20 protein-coding genes are annotated in these 26,620 nt (G+C 45.2%); 5 read left to right on the forward strand and 15 right to left on the reverse strand.

The features are described from left to right. Positions 1-2 precede the first annotated feature (2 nt). Genes arcC (IAE45_RS13135) through fdrA (IAE45_RS13150) form a run of 4 tightly spaced genes read right to left on the reverse strand, consistent with a single transcriptional unit; the run spans position 3 to position 6,017 of the window. Positions 3-935 (reverse strand): carbamate kinase, encoded by a 933-nt coding sequence (gene arcC / locus IAE45_RS13135; RefSeq protein WP_008379201.1) that lies wholly within the window; start codon positions 933-935, stop codon positions 3-5. Further along, positions 932-2,182 (reverse strand): MFS transporter, encoded by a 1,251-nt coding sequence (locus tag IAE45_RS13140; protein ID WP_140965776.1) that lies wholly within the window; start codon positions 2,180-2,182, stop codon positions 932-934. Before IAE45_RS13140 ends, arcC (IAE45_RS13135) begins: the two co-directional genes overlap by 4 nt. A gap of 15 nt (positions 2,183-2,197) precedes the next feature. After that, positions 2,198-3,019, reverse strand: coding sequence for a DUF2877 domain-containing protein (locus IAE45_RS13145; RefSeq protein WP_200126572.1), 822 nt, complete (start codon positions 3,017-3,019; stop codon positions 2,198-2,200). Continuing rightward, entirely contained in the window at positions 3,009-6,017 is a 3,009-nt protein-coding gene (gene fdrA, locus IAE45_RS13150; RefSeq protein WP_200126574.1) for a DUF1116 domain-containing protein, read from the reverse strand. Before fdrA (IAE45_RS13150) ends, IAE45_RS13145 begins: the two co-directional genes overlap by 11 nt. A 116-nt stretch (positions 6,018-6,133) precedes the next feature. Here fdrA (IAE45_RS13150) and IAE45_RS13155 point away from each other — a divergent pair, with 116 nt between their 5' ends. From IAE45_RS13155 to IAE45_RS13165, 3 genes are all read left to right on the forward strand, one after another. Further along, complete coding sequence (locus IAE45_RS13155) at positions 6,134-7,711, forward strand: PucR family transcriptional regulator (RefSeq protein WP_077452862.1); 1,578 nt, start codon at positions 6,134-6,136, stop codon at positions 7,709-7,711. Beyond that, positions 7,708-8,505, forward strand: a complete 798-nt coding sequence (locus tag IAE45_RS13160) for an alpha/beta hydrolase (RefSeq protein WP_140965772.1) — start codon at positions 7,708-7,710, stop codon at positions 8,503-8,505. The genes IAE45_RS13155 and IAE45_RS13160 overlap by 4 nt, the downstream gene beginning before the upstream one ends. Positions 8,506-8,709: 204 nt before the next feature. Next, on the forward strand, positions 8,710-9,855 hold the full coding sequence (locus IAE45_RS13165) for a cation:proton antiporter (protein WP_081117446.1): 1,146 nt from the start codon (positions 8,710-8,712) through the stop codon (positions 9,853-9,855). 156 nt (positions 9,856-10,011) lie between these two features. Here the strand turns inward: IAE45_RS13165 and abc-f are convergent, their stop codons facing one another. From abc-f to IAE45_RS13185, 4 genes are all read right to left on the reverse strand, one after another. Continuing rightward, positions 10,012-11,481 (reverse strand): ribosomal protection-like ABC-F family protein, encoded by a 1,470-nt coding sequence (gene abc-f, locus IAE45_RS13170; RefSeq protein ID WP_200126576.1) that lies wholly within the window; start codon positions 11,479-11,481, stop codon positions 10,012-10,014. Between the two features lie 359 nt (positions 11,482-11,840). Further along, the gene (locus tag IAE45_RS13175) at positions 11,841-13,109 is read right to left on the reverse strand and encodes a dicarboxylate/amino acid:cation symporter (protein ID WP_096741523.1); all 1,269 of its coding nucleotides are present in this window, start codon (positions 13,107-13,109) and stop codon (positions 11,841-11,843) included. An 18-nt stretch (positions 13,110-13,127) separates the two neighbouring features. Beyond that, positions 13,128-14,378: an MFS transporter gene (locus tag IAE45_RS13180; RefSeq protein WP_081117449.1), complete on the reverse strand. Its 1,251-nt coding sequence runs from the start codon at positions 14,376-14,378 to the stop codon at positions 13,128-13,130. A 151-nt stretch (positions 14,379-14,529) separates the two neighbouring features. Continuing rightward, positions 14,530-15,744, reverse strand: a complete 1,215-nt coding sequence (locus tag IAE45_RS13185; protein ID WP_200126578.1) for a pyridoxal-phosphate-dependent aminotransferase family protein — start codon at positions 15,742-15,744, stop codon at positions 14,530-14,532. Positions 15,745-15,874: 130 nt separating this feature from the next. Here IAE45_RS13185 and IAE45_RS13190 point away from each other — a divergent pair, with 130 nt between their 5' ends. Beyond that, positions 15,875-17,506, forward strand: a complete 1,632-nt coding sequence (locus tag IAE45_RS13190; RefSeq protein WP_087627069.1) for a PucR family transcriptional regulator — start codon at positions 15,875-15,877, stop codon at positions 17,504-17,506. Between the two features lie 30 nt (positions 17,507-17,536). Here the strand turns inward: IAE45_RS13190 and arcC (IAE45_RS13195) are convergent, their stop codons facing one another. From arcC (IAE45_RS13195) to allC, 7 genes are read right to left on the reverse strand one after another with little or no spacing between them, the layout of a single operon-like run. Beyond that, positions 17,537-18,472, reverse strand: a complete 936-nt coding sequence (gene arcC / locus IAE45_RS13195; protein WP_015509188.1) for a carbamate kinase — start codon at positions 18,470-18,472, stop codon at positions 17,537-17,539. Then, positions 18,445-19,308 carry a DUF2877 domain-containing protein gene (locus tag IAE45_RS13200; RefSeq protein WP_140965769.1) on the reverse strand — a complete coding sequence of 288 codons (864 nt, stop codon included), beginning with the start codon at positions 19,306-19,308 and terminating at the stop codon, positions 18,445-18,447. The genes arcC (IAE45_RS13195) and IAE45_RS13200 overlap by 28 nt, the downstream gene beginning before the upstream one ends. A 38-nt stretch (positions 19,309-19,346) precedes the next feature. Further along, entirely contained in the window at positions 19,347-20,609 is a 1,263-nt protein-coding gene (locus tag IAE45_RS13205; RefSeq protein ID WP_005234461.1) for a DUF1116 domain-containing protein, read from the reverse strand. A 12-nt stretch (positions 20,610-20,621) separates the two neighbouring features. Continuing rightward, on the reverse strand, positions 20,622-22,376 hold the full coding sequence (fdrA, locus tag IAE45_RS13210; protein ID WP_140965768.1) for an acyl-CoA synthetase FdrA: 1,755 nt from the start codon (positions 22,374-22,376) through the stop codon (positions 20,622-20,624). An 8-nt stretch (positions 22,377-22,384) separates the two neighbouring features. After that, positions 22,385-23,461, reverse strand: a complete 1,077-nt coding sequence (allD, locus tag IAE45_RS13215; RefSeq protein ID WP_096741530.1) for an ureidoglycolate dehydrogenase — start codon at positions 23,459-23,461, stop codon at positions 22,385-22,387. Between the two features lie 13 nt (positions 23,462-23,474). Then, positions 23,475-24,260: a (S)-ureidoglycine aminohydrolase gene (gene allE, locus IAE45_RS13220; protein ID WP_081117457.1), complete on the reverse strand. Its 786-nt coding sequence runs from the start codon at positions 24,258-24,260 to the stop codon at positions 23,475-23,477. A gap of 15 nt (positions 24,261-24,275) precedes the next feature. Continuing rightward, on the reverse strand, positions 24,276-25,505 hold the full coding sequence (gene allC / locus IAE45_RS13225) for an allantoate deiminase (protein ID WP_140965767.1): 1,230 nt from the start codon (positions 25,503-25,505) through the stop codon (positions 24,276-24,278). Between the two features lie 169 nt (positions 25,506-25,674). Between allC and IAE45_RS13230 the strand changes: the two genes are divergently transcribed. Beyond that, positions 25,675-26,547 carry an alpha/beta hydrolase gene (locus IAE45_RS13230; protein WP_140965766.1) on the forward strand — a complete coding sequence of 291 codons (873 nt, stop codon included), beginning with the start codon at positions 25,675-25,677 and terminating at the stop codon, positions 26,545-26,547. The last annotated feature ends 73 nt before the right edge of the window (positions 26,548-26,620 follow it).

A 26,620-nucleotide genomic window follows, 5' to 3' on the forward strand; every position in this document is an offset into this window, starting at 1 on the left:
CTTTATTTTCGAAGTATGGTTCCTGTATGCTGATCCAGTTCAGCTAACTTTTCGATTGAGGTAATAATCGCGGTTCTGGCTGCATCTTCTTCGACAAAATCAATCGCAGCTTCTATTTTTGGCAACATACTGCCCGCTGCAAAATGGCCTTCCTCGATGTAGCCCTTGGCTTGTGCCACACTGATTTCCCCTAAGGCTTGCTGATTCGGCTGATTGTAATTGATGTAGATATTGTCGACACCGGTCAAAATAATCAGGCGATCGGCCTGCACATCTTTTGCTAAGACACTGGCGGTAAAGTCTTTGTCGTTGACGGCTTCCACACCAGTAAACCCATTGTCGTTGCGAACGACAGGTACGCCACCACCACCGGCGCAAATCGTGATCACACCAGCATCGACCAATGTTTTAATGGCTTCTTTTTCAACAATTTCTTGCGGTTTCGGGGATGGAACCACTTTGCGGTAACCACGCCCAGCATCTTCTTGATATACCCCGCCATTGGCTGCCATCGCAGCATTGGCTTCCTCTTCACTATAAAAAGGTCCGACTGGTTTGGAAGGTTTCTCAAAGGATGGATCTGCTGGATCGACACGAACTTGGGTGACTAATGAGATCACTGAAGGATGTGCTTGACGTGTGGCAAACTCATTGATCAAGGCATTTTGCAGCCAATACCCGATACTTCCTTGAGTCATCGCCACGCAGCTGTCTAATTTCAATTGAGGATTTTTTTCACTTTCCCCGGCTTTTTGCTGCAGCAGTAAATTGCCGACTTGTGGTCCATTGCCGTGACAAACAATGACTTTTTCCCCTTTTTCAACAAAATCGGCAATATAACGTGCTGCTTGCGCAACGACGGCTTTTTGCCCTTCATCACTGGGGTCTTTATCTAAAATAGCATTGCCGCCTAACGCGATCACATTCAAACTCATTTTATGCTCTCCTTCTGATTTTCCTTTGCTAATACGGCAAAAACACCTAATCCGATCAGCAGTAATAGACAAGACAGGTAAAACCCGACCTGCATCGATCCTAAAGAATCGGCTAAAAAGCCAGTAACATAAGGCGCTAAGATCGACCCCGACATCCCGATAAAGTTATAGGCACTCAAGGTCGTTCCTAAGGCGCCTTTTGGTGCGTTTTTCGTCACAAAGGTCACGACGATTGGATCAAGCGCCAGCTTGCCAGTCAATCCATACAAAATCAAAACAGTGATTAATAAGGTACGATCGGTTACAAAGGCAATGGCAAATACGGAAAGGGTCGCCAATGGGACCAATAAATAGACTAATTTTTTCGTCGCGCCAGTTTTATCATTCAATCGAGCAAAGATCAATGCACCTGGAATCGATGCCCATGGGACTAAGGAAGCAATAAAGCCGACACTCGCCCCTTCAAAGCCACGCTCGGCAATCAAGAATTGCGGCAACCAAGTAATGATCACAAAGTTTGCATAAATGCTGGTAAAGCAAAGAACAAAGGCTGCCACGAGATTGCGGTTTGAAAAAATCTGCTTCAAGGAAATCTTTTCTTTTGACCCTTCTTCTTTTATTTCTTGTCCTTCATCTTCTGGACGAATCACTTTTTCTTTCAAAACAAAATAGAACAATACACCGACGATCAAGGTCGGAATTGCCATTAGGAAGAAGGGTTGACTCCAATGGCCCCCATTATCCAAGACCAATTTACTAGAAAGCAAGTACCCGCCAGACGTTCCAAACGCCATCCCACTGTTGATAATGGCATTTCCGACGGTCCGTTTGTTGTCGGGAATCGCTTCGGTAGACAATGCGTATTGCGGACCGTAATAGGCACCTTGACCAATCCCTGCAATGGCACGAATCACTAAGAACAAAACAAAGCTTGTGGCTAGCCCACTGAAGTACGTAGTCACCGCCAATAAAACAAAGCCTAGAGCGATCACTAATTTGCGACCGATTTTGTCGCCGATGATACCAAAAGGAATTTGCGCAACGGCATAAGTCAAAAAGAAAATACTATTGGCAAGTCCTAGTTGTGTGTTGCTTAAATTGAATTCTTCTCCGATCACACCCATGATTGGATTGAAGATCGTCCGTGTGGCGTACATTAAAATCCAGCCGACAAAGAAAATAGCAACGACTTTTTTCCAGTAAGAATTGCTTACTTTGACCGCATCTTTCTGGTTACTGATTTCCATGATTTCTCCCCATTTCTATTCTTTTTCCTCAAGTGACAATGACTCCAACGCTAACAACAACCCAAAACTAAGATCTTTGCCTGACGAATGACCAACGGACATCAACTGCTGCACATCTTTTTCAATCACCTGTGGGTTTTGCTTTTTTAAGTCTTTAAATAATTGCAGCATCAGAGAATTGACATACCCTTGACTGGCACTTTGAATATAAGCAAGGCTGACATCCGTCGTAGACAGCGGTTTTGCCAATGCTTGCGCTAACGCGTCAGCTTCTGGCTGCTGCAAGGCATAGAGCATCGCTTGATAGGCAACGAGAAGATCATCGCCGCTAGGTGTCAATCCTTTGCCGCGACCAATCAGGTGGTCAATGATTGGTTCCCAATCTGAGACAGGCTGCCGCAATGCCGCAAACACTGCTTGGGTTTTCTCATCTTCTGGCAACCCAATCTTGGTTTCTAGTTCTTGCTGAAGCAGTATTTCTTTCAAAAGCTGCAATTCCGCAGAGGTGAAGGATAACTCCTTCACCTGCAGCGAAACCAATTCTTTCTCCTCTAATGAAAGAGAAAATGTTCCTTTTGTGCTGTAAAAGGTCAGACCATGCTCTCGGACTTGCACGCGATTGCCGACTTCGATCAAAGGCAAGACTTGTTCAAACAATGCATCGGGTAAAAAGACCCCGAAGCCAGTCAAATAGTTGCGATAGTTGTTGATATTGACCAGCTGCTGCCCGATCATCACATTGAATGAACGATCAAACACGCTATGCACCCGACCGGTACGACCGAATCGTTGCAGTGGGTCTAGATAATCACTGATTTTGATTTTCTCAGTCAACATCGATCCCCAGATCCTTCGCATAAGCCGTCAAGGCATTTTCAAAACAGCCTAACGGTGCACGCACCGTGCCTGCGCCGACTTGACCGACACCTGCTTCTTTATGGGCGATCCCAGTATTGATGATTGGGGTGATGCCTGTTTCAACGACTTTGCGGATGTCGATCCCCAAACAAGTCCCTTGGAAGTCCCATGTTGGGATCGAGAAGGTCGGATTATGACCGAAACAGATTTTTGCCATTTCGTTGGAAGTTTCCAGCGCATCCTCAAAGCCCCCAGCGCCGACAAAGCGTGTTACCCCTGGTGCGGCTACCATCGCCATTGCTCCGACGCCGACGGTTTCAGTAATGGCACTGTCCCCAATATCAGGATTGCCATCTGCTTCGGTAAACCCAGTAAAGTACAAACCTTTCGGCGTATTAACTGGTGCAGTATGCCATTGGTCTTCTGTTTGGGCGACACGAACCCCAAAGTTAACACCGTTTCTCGTCATGGTGGTCACGATCGTTCCTTTGGCATCGACACGGGCACCGTCAACGATGGCTTTGCCAGTTGCCATCATGATATTCAAGAAGAACTGATCGGTATCTGCTAAGAACTTGATCACTTCATATTTTTGCTTTTCATCGATCTCTGTTTGGATGATCAACGGCGCGATTTCTTTCAAAAAGTTCAATGATGCTGCAATATTTCGTTGATGGAATTCATCCCCCATTGTGATCGACCGGGCAATCAATACATTCAAGTTGATGCCTTCTTCTGTTAATTGCAATGCCTTGGCAATGGTTGGTCCTAAAACGTCTTTGATCCAATCCAAACGATCGATGACTTCTTGTGAATAGGCACCAAATCGTAAGACTTTACCGATCCCTTCGTTCAAAATACAGTAGGCTTTGTTGCCGACAAGGCGGTTTTCAACCACAAAGACAGGCATATTCCCAGAAGTGATTCCCCCCATTGGTCCAACTGCCTGGACATGGTGACATGGCATAAAGCGGACTTCCCCACTTTCGAGTAAGCGGCGGGCTTCGTCTTCATCCTTCGCCCAGCGTTCAAACAAGGCAGCGCCGATACAAGACCCTTGCATCGGTCCCGTCATTTCCGACCATTGGATCGGCGGTCCTGCATGCAGCAAGGTTTTCTGGCTTTCGTTTAATTCAGCGATCACTGATTTAGCTGGAACGACATCGATCAAGAATGGTTGGGCATTTTTGATTTTATCCGTCACTGCTTGGTTTTCAGCTGTGATTTTTTCGTCAAATTCTTCTAGCGCGTCTAAAATACGGATCATTTTCTTGTTGCCGTTGGCACGAGGACGCCAGTTAAATTGTTCTGTTTTCCCGCCATATTGCAGGATCGATTCATTGAAGCTTTGCAAGCCAACATTGATGATCCGTGGTTTGGTGGTCAACAGCTCCATCACTTTCTCGCTAACTGTCGGCACCTCAACTTTGCTACCAGTATAGTCATTGACCGCTTTGTCTGCTTCAGAAAGAGTCGCCCCTTTTAAGGCGAGGGCTAATTGCACTGCTTGAGCATTGCTTGGTGCCACATAGACGCCAGCTGCTTTCAAACGGTTGACTGCTTCTTGATAGTTTTGCGGATCTTTTTCAGTTCCGCAGACGGTAGCAACAAAGTACAGCGTGCGATCAGCTGCTTGGGCTGTTTGCTGTGCAGCTTCGATGGCTGGTAACAGTGCACCTACCATATCTGCATGTGCGCCGTAACCTAACACCACATCAAATAAAATGACCCCGGTTTGCTCATCTTGCGCATAGTCTTCGATTTTTTTGATGCGCACTTCAGGATCGATCATTGGGTGCGGTTTGCCTTGGGTATAGATATCATCACCAAGGTCGATCACATCATAGCCGTGGGAATGCAAGATATAGCCTTCTTGTTTTACAAGGCCTTCTAGATTCAAGGCTTCGGAGATCAGCATTCCTGCTTCGGCAGCTAATGTACCGCCAGAATAAAGACCTTTGACCACTTTATCTTCAGCGAGTTTGGGCACATCTGGGGTTTCCACGCGTTCAAAATAGTTCGCTTTGACGGGTTCTTCATTGGCAAGATCAACAGCAATGCGCGCTGTTTCTTCCAGCGTATGTGCCAAATAGACTTTTCCTTCATGGGCTTCTGGTTTTTCTCCTAAGAAAATCGCTACCACAGGTTTGCTGATACTTTGCAGCAATTGAACGACTTCATCCCGCACTTCTTTTGCAGGTGGTTTCGAGATCACGCAAATCACATCTGTCGGTTCATGATTTTCTAAAGCAACGATGGCATCTTTGACAGTGATCGCCCCAACTTTGTCGCTTAAGTCACGTCCGCCGGTCCCGATGGCATGAACGACACCACCGCCTAATCGGTCAATGATCGTCGTCACTTCTTGAATCCCCGTACCAGAGGCACCAACGACACCGATGTTTCCTGGTGCCACAACATTCGTGAAGGCAATCGGAATGCTAGAAATAATACCAGTCCCACAGTCAGGCCCCATCATCAATAAGCCTTTTTCATGAGCCAGCTTTTTCAAACGCACTTCATCTTCGATAGCGACATTGTCCGTAAAAGAGAAAACATGCAAGTCATTTTTTAGCGCTTTTTCCATCTCGGCTGCGCCATATTCCCCAGGAATACTAAATAATGCAACATTGGCATCTGGCATTGCGCTCAAGGCTTCTTGCCATGAAGCCGCCGATGGCGTTTCTTTGCCTTGATCTTTTGCTGAAAGATCAGCTAAGAATGAATCGATCGCTGGCATTACTTGATCCATGATCTGTTCGTTTTGGCTATCGACCACGATCATCATATCGTTGGGTGAAGCACCTTCTGCCTCTTTAGAAAGCAATCCAGTGTTATTTAATATGTCTTTGTTTGCATCCGTCCCCATCATGATTTGACTCATTTCGACATCGCCTAGATCATTGATCGTATTCGTCAGCAGCATTAAGTTAATGGAATCTTGGTAGTTATTCTTTAAGATTACTGTGTGCAGCATTTGTTCTCCTCCTTTTCTTATACTCTCATTCTAACGAGCCTTGTTTGCGTTTTCATTGGATAAAGTTCTAAAAAAATGCTATACTTTTTATCCAAAAGAGAAAAAAGGAGCATTTTATGAAATTAAAAGAATTGGTTGAACTGCCGCTTTTTGAAAAAAGTAAAGTCCTGACTGGCTCCATTGGTTTAACAAATTCCGTTGGTTCCGTTATGGTGCTGGAAGCGATGGATATCGAGAAATGGAGCAAAGCCCATCAATTGATTTTGACTTCTTTTTATGCCTTCAAAGACCAATCCCCTGAGGAACTGCGTGTTTTTTTTGAAAAAATGCAGCAAATCGGCGTCAGCGGTTTAGTGATCAAAGTGGATCGCTTGATCCCTATGATTCCAGATTGGGTGATCGAGCTTAGCTTTGCTTATCAGATCCCTTTGATCAAAGTGCAGCAAGAAGTCAGCTATGAAGCCATCATGCTAGCGGTTTACGAACCATTGCTGAATCACCAAACCCAGCTGCTGCGTACCTATTACGAAGTTCGCCAGCGCTTCATGAAAGTCGAGCGCAACCACTCTTCTTTCGATCAGATCATGCAGGAGTTCTATCAATTGATCGAAAAGCCTTGTTCTTTGCGCATCCCCCATTTAGATGTGCATGTGTCCGTCGGTCAATCCTTTAAGAATTTCGTGGTGACCAAACAAGAACCCATGAAAACCGTCGAGTTTACCAAGAACCACTACGAATATTTGGAATTATTTTCTCATGAGAACAATCAATATGTGACTGCCATCAAAGTAGAGATCATCAATCCTTACAATGATTTATGTACTTTGATCGTTTATCAGAAAGATTCGCAGATCCCTGAGGCAAAAGTCATGATTATTGAAAATGTGATCGACGTCATCTATGAACGCCTCCAAATGGAGTATTTGTTGAAGAAAGAGCGCTACAATCGCATGAACAATCTTGCCGATGCGATCTTGCAAAACACTCCTAGCAATTTGGCTGAGCTGGATCTTTTGTTAGAAGAAGCGCAACTGGATCGCTATGATTTCTACCAAGGCATCGCCTTTGCTTCCAACAGCTTTAAAGATAAAGAGCGTAAGTCCGTCGTTTTGCACAAGCTACGGGCGTTGAAAACACCCCACGTCTTTTTCGAACACCATAATTATTTGGTGATCCTTTATAATTTCCAATCGATCGCCCATCAGGTGACGAAACAGATGCTGCAGACACATTTTGATGATGCCCTGCTAGCCGATGAACATGGCTGCTTGGTGGTCAGCGAAGTCTTGCGCAAGGAACAGATCAAAGAGATCCTGCCAGAGTGTTTGGATGCGATCCGCTTCAATCGGCAGTTTTATTTGGCGCCGATCATTGCCTATAGCGACTTAGGTATCTTTAGTTCCTTTATCAAGGAGAACCAACTAGAAAAGCTGCAGCAAAGCATTCCCCCGAAGCTGTATCAACTTTCGGAAGAAAATGAAGAGCTGTTCAAAACGCTGTATACCTTTTTTATCACGAATCGCAATTACAAAAATACGGCTGAAACCTTGTTTCTTCATGCCAAAACGATTCGCTACCGGCTAAGCAAAATTGAACAGCTCCTAGAGATCGATCTGACAAGTCCAATCCAATTAGTCAATTACGAGATCGGCACCTATTTATTAGAGCTTCAGAAAAGGAGTCAAGCAAAATGAAAAAAGAATGGCAATTGACCACCGGCGCTTCGGTGACCCTTTATCCTGCTTCTGAGAAATACCTGGTTTATTTTCACGGTGGCGGTTTTGTTTATGGAACCCGCCAAGACATTCCCGCATCACTGATCGCACTATTTCAAGCGCAGCAATACAGCGTCCTCACAGTCGATTATTTGCTGGCACCTAATTCCTCGTTAGCGGAGATTTTAGCAATGAACTGGCAGAACTTTCAAGAATTGCAAGCAACTGTGCTTAAAGATCGCCCATTTTGTTTCTGCGGTCGGTCAGCCGGTGGGTATTTGATGCTGGCGCTGACCCAGCAATTACTGAAGGAACAACAGAGATTACCTGAAAAACTGGTCAACTTTTATGGGTACACCGATCTTTCTTTTATCGAAAACAAACGAGTCTTGCAGCAGCCGCTCTTAAGCAAAGAGCAAGTCCCTCCTTTGGATCAAACCGAGATCGTTTGGGATGATCCGCAGTTTCAGCGCTATTTGCCTTATGTTTATTGGGTCCAACAGCAAGAACTCGCCACCATCTATGGGCTAACAGCTGAGGATCTTTCTGACTATGCCATTGATCCTGAGCTGCTTTCACAATTTCCTCCAATTTTCAGCAGTGCTAGCAGTACCGATGAGGAAGTACCTTTTCGTTACAGCAAAGGCTTGAAGAAAGTGCCTAAAAGTAAATTTGTCCCTGTCTATGATTTGCCCCACGACTTTTTGAAAAACGTCGAGGAGCCGCAAGTCCAAATGGTCTTTCAGCAGCTTGCCCATTGGCTCGAACAATAATTTGTTACAAGTAAAGTGAAAATAATGTTTTTTTATTTTAATGATTGCGCAGAATAATTCTAATTGCCTTCGCTTCCTCCTCATCTCAAAAAACGTGTGGTTTAATGAAACTCTTTTATTAAAAAAAAGCTTGATACAGGCTCAATTCAAGAGAGAATGCTATACTAAAGGGGAGTATGTTATAGGAAAGAAGGATGAGGTTTTATGCATTTTGTCGGGATTTTGTGTTTGATCCTAATCACGACGACCCTCTTCTCGCATCTGGCGAGACGGATGGGCGTTCCTGCTGTCATCGGGCAGTTGCTAGCGGGGGTTTTATTAGGAGGCGCAGGACTCAATTGGGTCCATCCAGATATTCTAGTTCATGATTTTTCAGAGATTGGTGTTATTTTGCTGATGTTTTTAGCGGGACTGGAAAGTGATATTTCTTTATTGAAACGCTATTTTCGTCCAGGAATGCTCGTTGCCCTTTTAGGGATCGTGTTCCCGATGCTCTTCGGGTATGCCACAGGAGTCGGTTTTCAAAGCAGTCCCACAGAAGCGTTCTTTTTCGGGATCGTATTAGCTGCCACCTCAGTCAGTATTTCTGTCGAAGTATTGAAAGAGTTGAATGTGGTGAACACGAAAGAAGGTTCGACGATTCTTGGTGCTTCCGTCGTGGATGATATTTTGGTCGTGTTGGTTTTGAGTCTTAGCCTTTCCTTTTTAGGCGGCGAAAGCAGCCAAGCAACACCACTGCCGGTCACCTTATTGGTAGAACTGATTTATTTTGTGTTGATTTTTCTATTGGTGAAATGGATCGCTCCGTTCTTATTGGCACTTGCAGAAAAGCTATTTGCAAATTCCGCGGTGATCATCATGTCACTGATCATCTGCTTAGGAATGGCGTATCTTGCTGACCTTGTTGGGTTAAGCTCTGTCATTGGTGCCTTCTTCGCAGGGATCGCTGTCAGTCAAACGAAGGTTCGTGAGGAAGTGGAACACAGTGTCGAAGCATTAGGTTATGCCGTCTTCATTCCGGTGTTCTTTGTCAGCGTTGGCTTAGAAGTTGATTTTTCCCGCTTAAATGAGCAATTATTCTTTATTCTTGCCTTTACCGTGGTCGCGATCTTGACCAAACTGGTCGGCGGCTATGTCGGGGCGAAAATCGCGAAATTCTCGAACAACAGTGCTTGGATGGTGGGAGCTGGAATGATTTCCCGAGGTGAAATGGCATTGATCATTTTGCAGATTGGTCAACAAAACCAATTGATTTCGTCCACATTGTATTCCCCTTTGGTGATCGTTGTCTTGTTGAGCACCTTGATCTCTCCACTGATCTTAAAATACTTTACGAAAAAGATTTATTAAGCGATGTAGCAACAGCTAGGCGATACCGATTAGTGCAAAAAAACAGTGCGGGTTTTGTAGTGACCGCTCAACGGCCGATTTTTTGATCGAACGTTGGGCGGTCATTTCCTTTCCCGCGCTGTTTTTCTCTATACAGGTATAAAAGCGACAATGCTGCTAGTTACTGGAAACCAATGTTAATTTCCCATGATCGATTTGATACACGTCATCCGCGACAGCATCAATAAACGCTTGATCGTGAGAAGTGAACAAAATCATGCCACGATAGCTGCGAATCAATTGTTCCAAGACGTTGATTGTCGGCAGATCAATAAAGTTCGTCGGTTCATCAAGAATCAAGACATTGGCAGCTTGAGTAAAGATGCGTGCAAGCTCGACCCGTGTCGCTTCTCCGCCGCTTAGCACATTGACTGGCTTCATCACTTCATTCTGGCTAAATCCTAGATTGTGTAAAATACTGCGGACCAGTGGTTCCTGATAGTCTGTTTGAGCCATCAATTCCGTCAAAAGTGGTGTGGTGCTGTTTTTTCGATAGCCCATTTGCTCGTATATCGCAAAGACGATTTTCGGTGATAAATAGATCCCCTCTCCACCTGCGATGATTTCTTTTAGTAAAGTCGACTTCCCCGAACCGTTCGGACCCACGATAGCGATTTTCTTCCCGGCAGCAAACTGGAAACTGCTGCTGTCTAGCAAACATTTCGTCCCTCTTTGAATGGTTACTTGCTCCCCACGAATCGGTCGTTTATTATGCAGTTCCACTGCAGGGACTACTGGAAAACGAATCACCTGCTGCTGGGCGACACCCTTCACTTCTTCCAACTGATCCAAGCGGCTTTCCATGGCTTTGACTGTTTTTTGCAATGACTTTTGCACCGTGTCCTTTTGTTTTGATGACGACAAACGGTCTGGTCGGATGTTCTGCTGCCGCTTTTTTTCAGAAATGCGACTGCTCTTGATCACTTGTTCTTTTTTCTTTTGGATTGCTTGAGTCAACTGCTGCTTTTGTTGCTGATACTGCACCGCCTCCCAGGCAACACGCTGTGTCGCTTGCTCTTTTTGCTGTCGGTAACTGTCATAATTGCCAGAATACTCGATGACTTTGCCTTGATCGACTTCCCAGATTTTCGTTGCCAGCTGATTCAATAGGTACCGATCATGACTGACCACGATCAGGGTGCCATAATAATACTGCAATACCTCAATCAAGACTTGAATTCCTTGCTGGTCTAAATGGCTCGTTGGCTCATCGAGCAAAAGTCCTAATTGATAGGAAGATAACATTTGTGCCAACCGGTATTTGGTCTCCTCCCCGCCACTTAGTGTCGCCAATTCATTAGTTGGGATCGAAAAACGACCAAACAGCGCCCAGTCAAGAGCCTCCGTCTTTTCAGTCACCTCAGCGATTTGCGGGAAATAGTGAAACGAATTTTCTCTTTGGATCGTTCCTGAATCAGGATCGATCACTCCCGCAATCAATTTCAGCAAGGTGGACTTGCCTTGCCCGTTTGCGCCCACGATCCCGATACGATCTGTTTGATAGGCGCTCAGTTCTTCAATGTTCAGTACTTCTTTGGACCCATAATTTTTGATTAGCTTGTTTATTTTTACACTTAATTGTTCCATCAGTCTGTCCTTCCCGTCTAGGAAAACGCAAGAACAAAAAAAGGGCATAGCCTACCGCTATACCCTGATTTTAATAAGAAATTGGAAAAAAGAGGACACTCATCCCTTGAAATCACGATTGCCTAGACTTTTGAAATAGATTTAAATTAGCTATTCAAAAGGTCAATCCACAATTTCATCGATGCTGTCATGTTTTTTCCTCCTCTTTTTGTCGTATTTATCTGTTGAATGACGAGCTGAAAATCACTCGCTACTGTTTACCGTTTACGGTATTTCAGGAAGCTTCTTTCGTCTATCAACGAATAAATCGTAGCACGTTTTCAAAAAAGAGTAAAGTTTCATCACAAGAATGATTGGTCTTATACGCCATCGGTGATTTTTTCTGCTAATTTGACCGGGGCTTTTTCACCATTGAAGACTGCACGATCCAGTTCTCCTTCATCATGAGCAACGATCAACGCCACCGTGACGTCAGGATCCACATTCAAAAGGGTCCGAAACATCCCAGAAAACCAATCGATCCCTGCCAGTAAGGCGATGCTTTCATTAGGCAGTCCTAACATAGGTAAAACCGTAGCCAGTGTGACTAATCCGCCGCCTGGAACGACGATCGTTCCCAAGCATGCCAACGAGGACAACAAGACCACTTGCAAAAGATCCCCCAAGCTTAATTGGATCTGGTACGCCTGAGCAACGGTTACGATTGCCAGGGCTAAAAATAAGGAGAGCCCATTGCTATTTAAGGTCATGCCCAGAGGCATCACGAGCTTATTGATTCGATCACTGATCCCAAATCGTTCTTTGCCATCTTCGATTTGAAACGGCAATGAAACAGCAGAAGAGGTGGTCGTAAAGGAAATCACCGAGAGGCGCCACATGTTCTTTATCAAACGAAACAAGGAAACTTTGCAATAGAGCGACGTCAAGAGAAACCAAAGAAACAAAAAGAGCAAAGATGCTGCTGCTAACGTCAATAAAAAACTGGCTAACATTCCCAAAACACGAATACCGGTATCTTCTACTAAGGAAGCAACAAGGCCGAAAATCCCGATCGGCGCCAACTTCATGATCATGCTGACCATTTTTATCAAAATATGATTAAAACTGCTGATCATATCTAGAAACAGCTGATTCTTTTTTTCATGCTTGATCAAGCTCAAGGCAAGGCCAAAGAAGAGCGAAAAAATAATCACTTGGATCATATTCTGCTCCACCATGGCTTGAATAATGTTCAGTGGAACAAAGTTTAAGATGACTTCTTCCATGCTGCTGGTACTTAATGCGGTTTCTGTACTTTGCAGCAGGGACTGATCAAGGCCTGCGCCGGGCTTGAGGATCAAGGCGAATAAGAGACCGAAAATAGCGGCGACAAGGGTCGAACCGGTAAACCAGAGGAAGACTTTCCCGCCGATCCCACCTAATTCTTTTGGATCAAGTCCCCCCACCGCTTCAATCACCGAGCCCATGACCAACACGACCACAGACATTTGAATCAGTCGCAAGAAGAAGTCCCCGACTAGCTGCATTTGATCACCTAAACCGGGAAAGGAAACGCCCCAAAAAATCCCCAATACCGTTGCAATCATGATTTGGTTGGTCAAACTGATTTTTAAGGATCGTTTTTTCATCTGTTGTTCCTCACTTTTCTACTTGGCTGTTTTCTTAGAGTTTACAGTCAAGAATAAGAATGTACCACCGATCAACAAAATAATTGCGATATAAAAGCCCATTACTTTTGACCCTGTTGCATCCGAGATCGATCCGGTCAATGTTGGTGCGATAACGGAAGACATCATGCCGAAAAAGTTGAAGACCCCTAATGTCGTACCGACCCCAACTTTGGGTGCATTTTCCCCTAGCCAAGAAATGATGATTGGTTCAACCGCTAGTTTTCCAAGGAACCCGTACAAGATCAACGCGATCATTAAGAAGGTCGAATTTGTTGCTTGCACCGTTACTAATAACATCAACGCCGCCAACACTTCTAAAATAACGATAAAAGTTACTTTTTTATGCATGTATTTGTCTGCCAAGCGGCTAAAGAACAAGGCCCCAGGAATCGAAGCAAATGCCACCAATGAAGAAGAGAAGCCGATTGCGACTCCTTGGAAGCCTCGTTCTGTTCCTAAGAAGTTTGGTAGCCAAGTAACCGTCATATAGTAGGCATAACACGTCGCAAAATATAACACATACGTAAAGAGCATCCGCAGTGAGAACAAGGTCGAAAGGGAAACTTTTTCTTTCGGCTGATCCGTTGTTTCTTCTTCAGCTGCTGCTTGACTCTCCAAGAAAGCTACGTCTTCTTTGTTGCTGCGGATCACCAATGCGAAAGCGATCGTCATACAAACGATCAAGAAAGCGGATAAATACATCATTGTTTGCCAAGGCATGTTCATCTGAATAACGATAAAGCTTGATAAGATCATCCCAAACCCTGAACCAACGGCAGAACCACTATTGACGATCGCTGTTGAGAAGCTCTTCTTTTCTTTCGGAATGTTCTGTGAGGTCAAAGAATACGCGGAGCCGTAAAAAGACCCACAGCCGATCCCTGCTAAAAAGCTACCGGTATAGATCATGGTGATTGAAGAGGCTTGTGAAATCAGTAAAGCTGCCAGTGCAAATACCACAAATCCCGGAAGCAGAACTGTTTTCTTCCCAATCTTATCCACTAAAAAGCCGGCAGGGATCTGCATGATCACATAGCCGAAAAAGTAAAAGCTGGCGATCGATCCTAATGCTGTATCAGAAATATTGCCGCCAAGTGACTCATTGATTTGCGGATAGACCGGTGATAACGCAGCACGATAAATCCATATAGTGACCCAGCCTGAACACATTAAGATAATAATTTGTTTCCAGTAGGCAAGCCCACCACGTTCTTTATTGATTTCCATTTTTTTCCCTCCATCAGTTACACAAGTAAAGTTTGTGAAGCACGCCAACGAAAGCGCTTTAAGATAGTCTTAGTGTACGTTTTTTTGCCGACGATTGCATTTGTCATTTTTCACAAAGCGCTTCCAGTCGTTGTGCATTTGTGCTAAAATTTTAAGTCGTTTTTTGGTAGTAATTTAACGCAGCGATGAGCGCTTTGCCGGCAGAAATTGGTGCTTGCTGGTACAATAGTGCCCCTTCTAACGCGGCTAGGACATGTAAAATATTTTCTTTGCGGCTGCTGTAACCCATATTTCCAATCCGCCAGATTTTTCCTTTTAGATCACCAAATGAACTAGCGATCTCTACACCAAAGGAGTGAAGCATCTCTTCTCGGACAGCTTCGCCATCAACACCTTCTGGAATAAAGATGGGGGTAACTGTCGGCATTTTGGTTGCTTTTTCGCCATAAATTGAAAGCCCCATTGCCTCCAGTCCAGCGACCAGTGCCCCTTCATTCGTCAAATGACGTTGATAGGCTGCATCGAGGCCTTCGTTTAGCAACATCCGTAATCCTTCATGAAGCGCATAGATCATACTCGTCGCTTCTGTGTGATGGTTGATTCGCTCTTTATTCCAGTAGCGTTGCAGTTGACTCAAATCCAAGTAATTACTCATAATGTGCCGCTTGTTTCGATCCGTTTTGCTCAAGCCTAATTCTTTTTGGTAACGGGAATTAAGGACAGCTTCGACTCGCTCGTTGTAGGTCACTAATGAAAGACCAGACGGCACGCTTAAACACTTCTGAGTACCAGCAATTGCCAAATCGACACACCAATCATCGACTGACAGGGCTACGCCACCATAAGTCGCCACCATGTCAACGACAAAGAAAATATCTTTTGCGCGACAATACTGCCCGATTTCTGCTAACGGCTGCATTTGCCCGTTGGCGGTTTCCCCGTGGACCATCGCCACGATTTTGGGTTGAAATGCGACGATTTCTTTGATGACCTCTGCGGGTGCAAAAGGAGCTGTCCACTCTTTTTCCACATATTTGACTTGCGCTTGAGCACGTTCACAGATTTCTCCCAGTAAGAAAGCAAAGCGCCCATAGGCTGGGATCAAGACTTTGTCCCCTGGTTCGATCAAAGCGATCAGCGCCGCTTCTAAACCAGCTCGGGAAGTCCCGTCAATGGCAAATGCCTCTTTGTTTTTGGTTCCAAACGGTTGTTTGATCATTTCTTTGACCTCATCCATGATCGCCAAAAAATTCGGATCAAACTGCCCCAAAATGCGATTGGTCATTGCTTGTAGAACAGCTGGATGGGCTTCTACAGGCCCAGGTGTCATGATCGTACGTTGTGCGATCGTTAACTCTTTATACATCTTTTTCCCTCATTTCTCTTTTTGATTTCACTGTCCAACGCCTTGTCAACGTTTCCAAGTTTGTTGTACAATAAAGCTAAAAAAGGACATGTTTTTGTTTATTTTGTTCAATTCCAAAAGGAGTTTCTCTATGAAGTTAGTTGCTGAATTGCTTGCTACACCACGCTTTTCCAATTTGCGTTTGTTGACAGATCCCATTACCGCGGAAATTCCCGTCGACAGTATCGAAATCACTGAGACCCCCGATATCGCCCACTATATTCCTGAGCATACCTTTATCTTAAGCACGGCGATGGTTTATAAAGATAATCAAGGAGCGCTTCTAGAACTGATCGATTCTCTCGTAGCCAAAAATGCCGCTGGATTAGGCATCAAGATCGGTCGTTTTTTGGATGTCATCGATCCTGAAGTCATCGCCTACGCTGATAGCTTGGGTTTCCCCATCGTAGAAGTACCTGCCACGATGCCGCTGGGTCGTTTGATGCACCAGCTTTTGAATTTATTGTGGAACACCAAAACCGAGCAGCTGAGTTATGCGTTAGACATTCAAAAACGGTTCTCTGCTTCCTTGATGAAGGATGTCAGCATCGCTCGCTTTATCGCTGATTTTGGCCAAATGGTCAATACACCGATCATTTTGTTGAATCCTTTTAAACAAGTGATTGCCCACTCCAAGCATTTCACCCGCATGTCAAAACCCGCGGAGTACTACATCCATCAATTAGGACAAACGAAAGGGGTTTTTACTGGTGAAAAAAGCGGGGCGATCCCTATCAAAGATCTTCATGAAAAAACGTCACAAATTTCTTATTATGCCATTGAAACCTCCACTTATTTCCCCCATTATTTAGTCATTTTGAATCCTGAGGCAATTCCTTATCCTGTCTCGGATTTTGCGCTGGAACAAGCAGCATTGGTCTTGTCGTTTATGCTCTACAAGAACCAAAAAGTGCAAGAATCTTTTGAAGATTTAAAAAGTGACTTTTTAACACGGATGATCGAATACCAGCAATCGACCAAGCAAGAACAAAAAGATTGGTTAGATCTCGGAAAGACTTACGGGTTAGTCAAAGCCCGCCATTATCGTGTCATCTATGGTGCCTGTGAACCAACCAAAGAAACCAAAGGCAAAGACAAATACCTAAAAGAAGAAAGTGACTTGGTTTATCAGTGGTTTAGTGAACAACTGCCTTATCGCATCAAAGATGTTTGTCTCTTTCGCTTAAAGGGCAGCAATCACTTTGCGATTTTCGTGCAGCACAAGTGTGATGCCTTAGAAGACCATTTGATCGAGACCGCCAATGCTTTGACCAATCGGTTGCCATTTCGAATGGCCTTTGGTGTAGGAAGTGTCTGTGAAAGTATCAATGATTTAGCCAGCTCCTACATCGAAGCAAAAACTGCGTATGAAGAACGAAGAGGCCAACATGATTCTTCCATCGTCTCTTTCTACCATCAAAGGGGAATGCGGAGTCTATTTGAAAAAATGAGTCCTGAAGATATCCATTATTTCTGCCGTACGATTCTTAAAGAATTGGCGTTTCCGCAAGAAGATGCCACCATCGAATTGCGCAAAACCTTACGGGCTTACTTGGATTATCAATGTGAGATCACCCGCACCGCCAAAGCCTTGTTCGTTCATCGCAACACGATCAAATACCGCATCGAACAGTGTCAAAAGCTACTAGGAAAAAACGTGCATGATCCTAGCATCAGCCTGGATCTGCGTTTAGCCCTTGAGCTGTCGGAAGAAGGCGACTAATAGGCGAATCAAGCAGTTGGATCGCTGGTTTTACCCAGCGATCCTTGTGCCTGCTTCACCTAACAATGCTAAGTCCGCTTCTTCCAATGAGCAGATGATTGCTGTCTTTCCTTGTTTGGCAAACGCAATCGCCGCTTCCATTTTCGGCCCCATACTACCTTCTGCAAAATGCCCCGCATCAAAATATGCTTGCGCTTCACTTACGGATAAGCCCGTTAATTTTTCTTGCTCCGGTGTTCCATAATTGATATAAACGTTGTTGACGTCGGTCAGCATCATAAATACATCGGCATCCACTTGTTCTGCCAGTTTTTTCCCGGTTCGGTCTTTATCGATGACTGCTTCGATCCCTTTCAAGCCTTCCGCTTGTTTTACGACTGGAATCCCACCGCCGCCACCAGCGATCACGATGGTATTTTGATTCAATAAATGAACCATTGATTCCACGCCGTGGATCGTCACAGGTTGTGGAGATGGCACGACGCGACGGTACCCACGTCCAGCATCTTCTTCCATCACCCAATGTTTTTCCTCAGCCATCTTTTTTGCTTCTTCTTCTGAGTAGAACAAGCCGATCGGCTTCGTTGGCTTTTCAAACGCGGGATCATCCGCTGCCACTTCCACTTGGGTCAATAAGGTCACGACATTGCTGGTCAGTTCTTCTTGCTCGATTTTATTTTTGATGCTTTGCTCCATTAAATAACCGATAAAGCCTTGTGACTCTGCATTGCAGACATCCAGTGGAAAAGGCGGCACGACTTCTTTGGCTTCTTCATTTTGTCGTAAAATATTGCCGACTTGCGGACCATTGCCGTGCGTCACGACGATTTGATGGTCAAGCTTCTCGATTTTAGCGATCTGTTCTGCACTTAACTGGATATTTGCAAGCTGTGTCTCAACGGTCGCTGGTTGATTCGGTTTTAAAATTGCATTGCCCCCTAGAGCGATGACCACTCGTTTTGCCATATGAATTCCTCATTTCTATTGTTTTGAAATTGATCGATACTGCGAGCAAACCCTGCCAAAAAGTCGGCCCCCGAGGTGTGACCGATCGCTAGTATCTCTTTGATTACTTGGGAAAAAGCCGCTGAATCGGTACACCTGGTCAAGGATAATGCCGATTGATTGAATGCGCCTGTCAGTGCATGCAGAAGATAGTGTTTACTGACGTCAGTCGTTAAATCATTGACTGTCAACAGCCTTCTTTGTAGATAAGCCACCAAGCGGGTATCTTCTTGCCCCATCACTCGGCGAGCCAGTAAATGACCAACTAGCATATCATCGCCTGTGGGGGTCAATCCGACACCCCGTCCGACTAAATAAGCGACTGCTTGCCGTTGTTCCTTAAATGAAGGCGTGCATAGCTGATCGATTGCGTCATAAAACGGATGATTGCTGCGGATGGTTTCTGAAACAGCTTCTTGAATTCCCGTCTTTTCCGTGACGCTTTGGAGGGCTGACCAAAACAGTTCTCGATCAAATGGGACTGTGCCAGCTGGAAAGGTGGTTGTAAATTTGGCTGCCTTTTGAAAAGACAGACGATGATGCGGAAAATGGATCACCCGTTGCTGAACCAAAAGACTGGTACCAGCAACTAAGCCTGTCGCCAACGCTGCATAATCGTCGGCAGCTAAAATCATCCCTTTGGGCACGCGAGCCGCTTGTTTGGAGACACAGATCAGCTGATCCTGACGAGGATCTTGTAGATTGAAACTATGCTGAAACACACTGTGAACGATCCAGTTGCCATTGATAAATGCGGGTTCAAATAAAGCTTGGTCGATCCATTTTGCCTGTATCATCGCTAGGTTGCTCCTTTTTCACGTTTTCAGTCCCTGATTTATTCTTCAAATCCTAATTTTTTTGCATAAGCCAAGACAGCTTTTTCAAAGCAATCCATTGGTGGTGTCACTGTCCCGGCACCAATTTGTCCCCGTCCAGCTTGTTTGTTGGCGATCCCTGTATTGATCACCGGTAAGATCCCTGTTTCCACGACTTTCCGAGCATCGATCCCTAAACAGATCCCTTTGAAGTCCCATGTAGGAACGGGAAAATTCGGATTGGTATCAATGGAGATCTCTAACATCTCATTGCTGGTTTTCAACGCATCGTGAAATCCGCCGGAACCAACGAAGCGTGTCACAGCTGGGGCAGCAATCATTGCCATTCCCCCAACACCAAAGGTTTCCGTAATGGCACTGTCGCCCATATCTGGAGAGGCATCTTCTTCACTGAATCCTGAGAAATAGAGCCCTTTTGGTGTATTGACAGGACCAGTAAACCACTCGTCCCCCATGCCAGAAATACGGATACCGAATTCATGCCCGTTGCGACACATTGCGGTCACAACCGTGCCTTCTTCAATCGTCCGGGCGCCATCAAGCACCGCTTTTGAAGAAGCCATCATAATATTCAAGAAAAACTGATCCGTGTCTGCTAGAAACTGAATGACTTCTGGTTTTTCTTTTTCAAATCCTTCCAGAGTAACGATCGCTGGTGCTACTTCTTTTAAGAACGCCAACGAAGCAGCGATATTCCGTTGATGGAACTCATCCCCCATGGCGATTGCTTTTGCGACTAAGACATTGATGTTCAATCCATCGGGTTTTGTTTGTAGTGCAGCACTTAAAACTGGTGCTAACGTATTTTTCATCCAATGCAAGCGATCAATGACTTCTTGAGAATAGGCGCCAAAACGTAAAACTGCCCCGATCCCTTCGTTCATCGTACAATACGCTCGGTTGCCATCGGTTTTGTTTTCTACCACGAGCACTGGCATATTGGCAGAGGTGATGCCCCCCATTGGGCCAACCGCTTGCACGTGGTGACAAGGAATCAGTTGAACTTCCCCAGATGCTAATAAATGACGTACCTCTTCTTCCGTTTCGCCCCAGCCTTCAAAAAGCCCCGCACCAACACAAGCACCTTGAATCGGATCGATCATCTGATCGTAGCGGATCGGTGGTCCTGCATGCAATAGGACTTTTCCTTCACCTAACTCTGGAATGACACTGACTGCTGGAACGACATCCAGCAAAAAAGGCGAACCCGCAACGATTTTGGCAATAACGGCTTGGTTTGCTTCTTCAATAGTTTCGTACACGATAACTTCCTCCTACTCTGATAGTGACACTTGTGCTAAGAAACGTAAGGCTTTTTGTAACGTTACGTTTCCACCAGCAATTGGCTGCCAGTCATATTGAACGACTTGACCGTGATGCGCCTGGATTGCTTCCGCAAAGCTACGCAATCCTACATTGATGAATGCGTCATTCGCCAACAATTCGCGGCTCTTTTCAGATGGCTCTGGCAATGCATCGGCAGTTGTCACTGCTTTTGGCAACAGCTTACGATTAATTGGTGAAAAGGGGTGACCGAGTAATGCTAAAGCTTTTTTGACTGCTTGGGCATTGCTTTGACACAAAATCACGCCAGCTGCTATTAAAATCTCTGCTTGCTCGTTGCTGTCTTGGGGGTCTAAATCAGTTCCGACGATCGTAGCGATCACCGCTAACTCCCGGCCAGCTGCTTGTGCAGCTTCCTTCAACGATTTGATGGTCGGTGCCAATTCACTCGCCATATCTTGATGAGAGCCGTACCCTAAAACGATATCTAACAAAATCACTGCCGTTTCAGGATCTTCTCCCGCTTGTTTCAACAGTTCGATCCGCTTTGTTGGGTCGATCATCGGATGGGGCTTGCCTTGCGTATAGATGTCATCACCTAAATCGATGATCTCATGGCCAGCTGCTTTTAAGATGTACCCTTCCTGAGGGGCATCTTCTTGTTCTAGATTTAATCCTGCTTTGACCAGCATCGCTGCTTCGTACGCCAATGTTCCACCAGAATAGTAAGCTTTGATTTTTTGCTGTTCAGGGCCAAAAGCGACAGCTGCCGTTTCCTCTTTTACTGGCTCTAATCCAATCTGTTCTTGACGTAGCAGCTGCACGGCTAATTGTGCCGCTTCTTCCAGCGTGTAGGCTCTGTAAAGATTTTCTTCGTGATCCGTTGGTTCTTCCCCAAGAAAAATCGTGACTGCAGGTTTTGTTCCTCTTCTTAATAATGCCAACACTTCATCGCGGACACGTGGTGCAGGTGGTTTGGAGATCACCACGATCACCTCTGTATCAGGATCGTGTTCCAAGGCAAGAATGCTGTCTTTCATGGTGATCCCACCGACGGCTTCTTTGAGATCTCGTCCACCGGTTCCGATGGCTTGTGTCACACCGGCACCCAATTTATGAATGATGGTGGTGACTTCTTGGATGCCCGTACCCGAAGCGCCGACAACACCGATTTTCCCTTTACGAACGGCATTCGTGAAGGCTACTGGTATCCCATTGAGAATCCCTGTGCCACAATCTGGCCCCATTAAAAGAAGTCCTTGTTCATGAGCCATTTTCTTTAGCCGAACTTCCTCTTCCAATGAAACATTATCACTGAAACAAAAAACATGTTTGCCCGCTGCTAATGCGGTTTCAATTTCTGGTGCTGCCATAGTACCAGGAATCGATAAGACAGCGACCTTCGCATCTTTTCCAAGATCTAAGGCTTTTTCCCAAGTTTTGACGCTTTGGGTTTCTTCCCCTGCGCTATTGCTTTGGTCCGATAAGAAGGCATCGATTTCTGACAGGACTGTTTCGATGATTTCTTCCCCTTCAATGTCTAAAACGAGTACCATATCGTTGGATGTCGCATTGCTCATCTCCTCGGTATAAAGACCACCCGTCTTGAAGATATCCTTATTGGCAGGTGTACCCATCATGACCGAAGCGTTGTTGATCCCTTCGATCGTCAGTAAACGATTGGTCAAAAGCATTAAAACAATGGAATCTTGGTAATTGTTTTTTTGAATAATAGTGTGTAACATGGGTCTCCTCACTCTCCTGTTCCTGTCTGTGCAAAGGCATCTGACCCAGAATACTGGTCAAAATGAACCGTGTCGCTAATGAGATAGCGATAAATGTTCTTTTCGATAGGAATACCTTCTGCCATATATTTTTCATAAGTTAGTTGATTGATCTCGCCTGGATAATAGACTTGCTGGAACTGTTCAGCAGCTGGTATATCGTGCAGCTCTTCGATCATCGTTTCCACCGACTCTTTAAATGTGTCTAAATCTGTAAAACGTTGCGGATCGATCAGCAAAATAAATTGCCCTAAGTCGCGGCCTTTCGTCAGATCGTTGTACATAGAGGAAACATGCTTGCCAAAAGGCAGCCCAAGAAGCATTCCAGACAAGATATCCACCATCATCATCAACCCAAAGCCTTTTGGTCCTGAGATTGGCAATAACCCATGAACATGATGCGGATTCGTTGTTGGCTTGCCATGGGCATCAACGGCCCATGTTGCAGGAATCTCTTTATTTTTGGAGCGAGCGTCTAATATTTTGCCCCACGCTTGGACCGTCGTTGCCATATCAAAGACCACCGGTGCCCCCTGTTTTCGTGGTGCGGCAAATGCGATTGGATTGGTACCAAAATAATTTTCTTTGCCGCCAAAAGGAACCACCATTGAATCTGATTGGCACATAGATAATGCAATCAAGTCAGCTTCTGCAGCTTTTTTGACATAATAGGATAGCGCCCCACTATGACTCGTTTTCCGTACACCAACTGCCGCGATCCCAGAACGTTTGGCCATCTCAATGGCATGCTTTGTCGCTTCTAATACAACGACCTGCCCTGCGCCATTTTGACCGTGAACGATCCCGCTGCTCGGCCCAGTCTCTTCAAACGTGATCTGTGGAGTGCGATTCATTCCACCTTTAGCGATCCGCTCTGCGTAATAGTCTACCCGTACAGCCCCATGAGAGTGGATCCCGCTGGCATCGGCAAAGACTAAATGCTCTGCAACGATGGCTGCGTGCGCTTCAGACAAACCAGCAGCCGCTAATTTTTTTTGGATCAATTGCTGTAACTCTTGTGACTGTACAATAACCGTCTCTTCCATTTTCTAAACTCCTTTAAATTTCCGGATCGCGGTTGCAATCTTTGGAATAAATATAGGTCAATGGTTCGTCACGACCAACACCATAGGCCGCTTGCTGTACATAGGCACTCATGAAAATGTAGTCGCCTTTTTCCACCGGGAACCACTCATTATCTAAGTTATACATCCCTTTACCTGACAGTAAGTACGCCCCGTGTTCTTGATAGTGGGTCTCAATGTAGCCATGACTTGCCCCTGGTTCAAAGGAAAGGATATGAATATTCATGTCAAAGCCCAACTCTTTCGGTAAGAAATCCCAAAGCAAGACGTCTGCCATCCCTTCGTATTGGATCGGTGTCAACTCTGAAAGATTCCCCACTACTTTGTAGGATTGGTGATTTTCTAACGGTTGGTAACGCTTCTTATACAAGAACACTTCTGTCGCTTCTTCTTGGAGATTTTTCATATACAGTTTTTCTCCAGCAGGCAGATAGATATAGCCTCCGTCCGTCAATGTATGGGTTTCTTTGCCATCACTTACTTCCAGTTTGCCCGAGATGACATACAAGAAACTCTCGATCTCTGGACCGCCGAAGCCCAATTGGTTGGCGCCATCTTTTTTGAATGAAATGATGTAATCGACAAAAGACGCCCCTAATTTTGGTGTGCCGAGTATCGAACATTCACAGTTTTCAAAGCCTGGAATGACATTATTCACTAACCCATCATGCGGCAAGATCGCAAAATTATTTTTTCTAATGACTGCTCGTGATTGCAACAATCCATCTAAATAGCCCGTATTATTATTTTTATATCCCATGTGTGTCCCTGCTTTCTATTCTTTGTATGCTAGCTCGTAAAGGGAAGCTGCTAAAACTTCAACCCCAGCTACTAAATCTTCGATAGTCGTTGCTTCGGCTGGGTTGTGGCTAATCCCATCAATACTTGGTACAAACAGCATCGCAGTTGGAAAATGTGGTGCAATGATTTGGGAATCATGCCCCGCCCCACTATGCATGACTTTGTAGCGTTTGCCAGTTTGCTTCACCGCGTGTTCCACCGTGGCAACGATCGTATCGTCCATCGGCACTGGGCGTTCATCCATCCATAGGTCCATCTCCACTGTCAGGTCGTGCTCTTGGGCGATCGCTTGAATGATCTGTTCTGCTTCAGCAGTAAAGGCATCCAATAGCTGCCCATCAGTATGGCGACAATCCATCGTAAACAACACTTCACCAGGAACCACGTTGACCGTATTTGGCTTTGGCTCAACTTTACCGAATGTCACTACTAATGGATCCCCAAGCTCTAAGCCACGGTCGATCACTGCGGCACACATTTTGGAAAAACCATACACAGCATCTTGGCGATAGCCCATCGGTGTGGTTCCTGCATGATTGGCTTGTCCTTTTAAAACAAAGGTGTAGCGCTTTTGACCAGCGATACTATTGACGACACCGATCTGCAAATTTTCTTTTTCTAAAACACTGCCTTGTTCGATATGGATTTCCACGAAGGCTTTGATGTCTGATCGAACCGGTTTTTGTGGGTCGCGAAAATCAAAGCCTTGGCGTTGCATCTCTGCCACGAAGCGATTGCCTTCAAAATCTGCGATCGCTTCAACATCGGCTTTTTTGGCCTCTCCGACAAAGTTTTTACTTCCCCAAAAAACGGTTGGAAAACGACTGCCTTCTTCTTCTGCCATTGAGATGACTTCCAAGGAGCGTAAAGGTTGCCCATAGGTCTCTTTTAAATACTTGATTGCTAAAGCAGCAGCAACGACCCCGTATTGACCGTCTAATGTGCCGCCGTTGACGACGGTATCGATATGTGACCCTGAAAGAATCGTTTCTTCTGGATACTGGCTGCCTTCCATTCTGCCGAAGAGATTGCCGACTGCATCATAGGACGTCGTTAAGCCAGTTTCTTTTAATTGTTTTTCTACAAATGATTGCGCTTCTTTCCATGAATCGGTATAAAGCAGTCTAGTCATTCCTCCAGTTGGATCACTCCCAATCTGAGATAGTGCATCGATCATTGCCGCTACTTCTTTTTTCAACTCCATTGTTCTGCCTCCTTTGATTTATACGGTTATTGTAAGCGTGTTACTGACGGACATCATTGTTCACTTTCGACAAAACCGTTTCTATTTTTAGTCATAACGCTGTTTTTTAAACCGCTTCCTTCTCCTATACTCTTCCTTATACTATCGAAGAAGAGAAAGGAAGAAAACAATGGTTTATCCTAAAAATGCCTTTGCGCAAACAGAAAAAATCCAATTTGGCACCTATGGCACTTTGCCGTTAGAAGTGACGATCCTAAAAGCAGCGCAGCCTCGGATCAGCCTTTTGTATTTTCATGGTGGTGGCTTCCTCTATGGTCAGCGGGAAGACCTTCCGCAGGATTATGTCCACCAATTGCTGGCTACGGGTGTTAGCCTTTACCTGTTCGATTATCCACTGGCTCCCGAAGTAGCGCTACACGATATCTACCTTCATGCAAAAAAGGCAGTGGCGTGGTTTTTGGCCGAAGGCTGGCAGTTCAGCGGCGTTGGTACAAATGAGTATGTTCTATTCGGTCGCTCCGCCGGCGGTTTTTTAGCAACCTTACTGACCGCACGCACAAAGCACTCGGAGCAAAAGGGGTTGATCCGATTTTACGGTTACCAAGAGTTGTTTTGTAAAGAATTTTTGCAGCCGGCACGCTTTTACACACAATTTCCGAAAGTTCCACCACTCGCCGCTGAAGCCATGATCGAAAGCCAACCCATCACCCACGGCACGTTAGAAAAACGATTCCCTTTGTACCTTTCCGCCCGTCAATATGGCAACTGGCAGCGTTATTTAGGGAATCGAGAACAGCTAGCAGCCTTGGCGATCCCTGCTGCCGCTTACCTAGATTTTCCTCCTTGCTTTGTCGTTCATTGCAAAAAAGATCCAGATGTTCCCTTTAGCGCATCCGATGCTTTCGCTGCACAAGTCCCCCATGCCAAAACACTTTGGCTCGACTTAGATCAGCATGACTTTGATCGGACACCAAATGCGAGCGCTGATGAGTGCTATCGAGAGATGATTTCATGGCTCCTTTTAACAATAGAGAAAAATTAAGCGCAGATTTAGCCATGCTTCTTTAGTAAACAAAAACAGGCGATCTTCAAAGGAGTGTTCCCTCTAAAGATCG

Source organism: Enterococcus sp. S53 (assembly GCF_016516865.1).
In the GTDB taxonomy this organism is placed as follows: Bacteria; Bacillota; Bacilli; order Lactobacillales; family Enterococcaceae; genus Enterococcus_D; species Enterococcus_D innesii.

Excerpts from the sequence above, each read along its gene's own strand:
- allC (WP_140965767.1), bottom strand. The coding sequence starts at position 25,505 with ATGGAGTTGAAAAAAGAAGTAGCGGCAATGATCGATGCACTATCTCAG.
- IAE45_RS13180 (WP_081117449.1), bottom strand. The coding sequence starts at position 14,378 with ATGGAAATCAATAAAGAACGTGGTGGGCTTGCCTACTGGAAACAAATT.
- allE (WP_081117457.1), bottom strand. The coding sequence starts at position 24,260 with ATGGGATATAAAAATAATAATACGGGCTATTTAGATGGATTGTTGCAA.
- IAE45_RS13165 (WP_081117446.1), top strand. The coding sequence starts at position 8,710 with ATGCATTTTGTCGGGATTTTGTGTTTGATCCTAATCACGACGACCCTC.
- IAE45_RS13140 (WP_140965776.1), bottom strand. The coding sequence starts at position 2,182 with ATGGAAATCAGTAACCAGAAAGATGCGGTCAAAGTAAGCAATTCTTAC.
- arcC (WP_015509188.1), bottom strand. The coding sequence starts at position 18,472 with ATGGCAAAACGAGTGGTCATCGCTCTAGGGGGCAATGCAATTTTAAAA.
- IAE45_RS13160 (WP_140965772.1), top strand. The coding sequence starts at position 7,708 with ATGAAAAAAGAATGGCAATTGACCACCGGCGCTTCGGTGACCCTTTAT.
- fdrA (WP_200126574.1), bottom strand. The coding sequence starts at position 6,017 with ATGCTGCACACAGTAATCTTAAAGAATAACTACCAAGATTCCATTAAC.
- abc-f (WP_200126576.1), bottom strand. The coding sequence starts at position 11,481 with ATGGAACAATTAAGTGTAAAAATAAACAAGCTAATCAAAAATTATGGG.
- IAE45_RS13200 (WP_140965769.1), bottom strand. The coding sequence starts at position 19,308 with ATGATACAGGCAAAATGGATCGACCAAGCTTTATTTGAACCCGCATTT.
- IAE45_RS13185 (WP_200126578.1), bottom strand. The coding sequence starts at position 15,744 with ATGTATAAAGAGTTAACGATCGCACAACGTACGATCATGACACCTGGG.
- IAE45_RS13190 (WP_087627069.1), top strand. The coding sequence starts at position 15,875 with ATGAAGTTAGTTGCTGAATTGCTTGCTACACCACGCTTTTCCAATTTG.
- allD (WP_096741530.1), bottom strand. The coding sequence starts at position 23,461 with ATGGAAGAGACGGTTATTGTACAGTCACAAGAGTTACAGCAATTGATC.
- IAE45_RS13155 (WP_077452862.1), top strand. The coding sequence starts at position 6,134 with ATGAAATTAAAAGAATTGGTTGAACTGCCGCTTTTTGAAAAAAGTAAA.
- IAE45_RS13230 (WP_140965766.1), top strand. The coding sequence starts at position 25,675 with ATGGTTTATCCTAAAAATGCCTTTGCGCAAACAGAAAAAATCCAATTT.
- fdrA (WP_140965768.1), bottom strand. The coding sequence starts at position 22,376 with ATGTTACACACTATTATTCAAAAAAACAATTACCAAGATTCCATTGTT.
- IAE45_RS13145 (WP_200126572.1), bottom strand. The coding sequence starts at position 3,019 with ATGTTGACTGAGAAAATCAAAATCAGTGATTATCTAGACCCACTGCAA.
- arcC (WP_008379201.1), bottom strand. The coding sequence starts at position 935 with ATGAGTTTGAATGTGATCGCGTTAGGCGGCAATGCTATTTTAGATAAA.
- IAE45_RS13175 (WP_096741523.1), bottom strand. The coding sequence starts at position 13,109 with ATGAAAAAACGATCCTTAAAAATCAGTTTGACCAACCAAATCATGATT.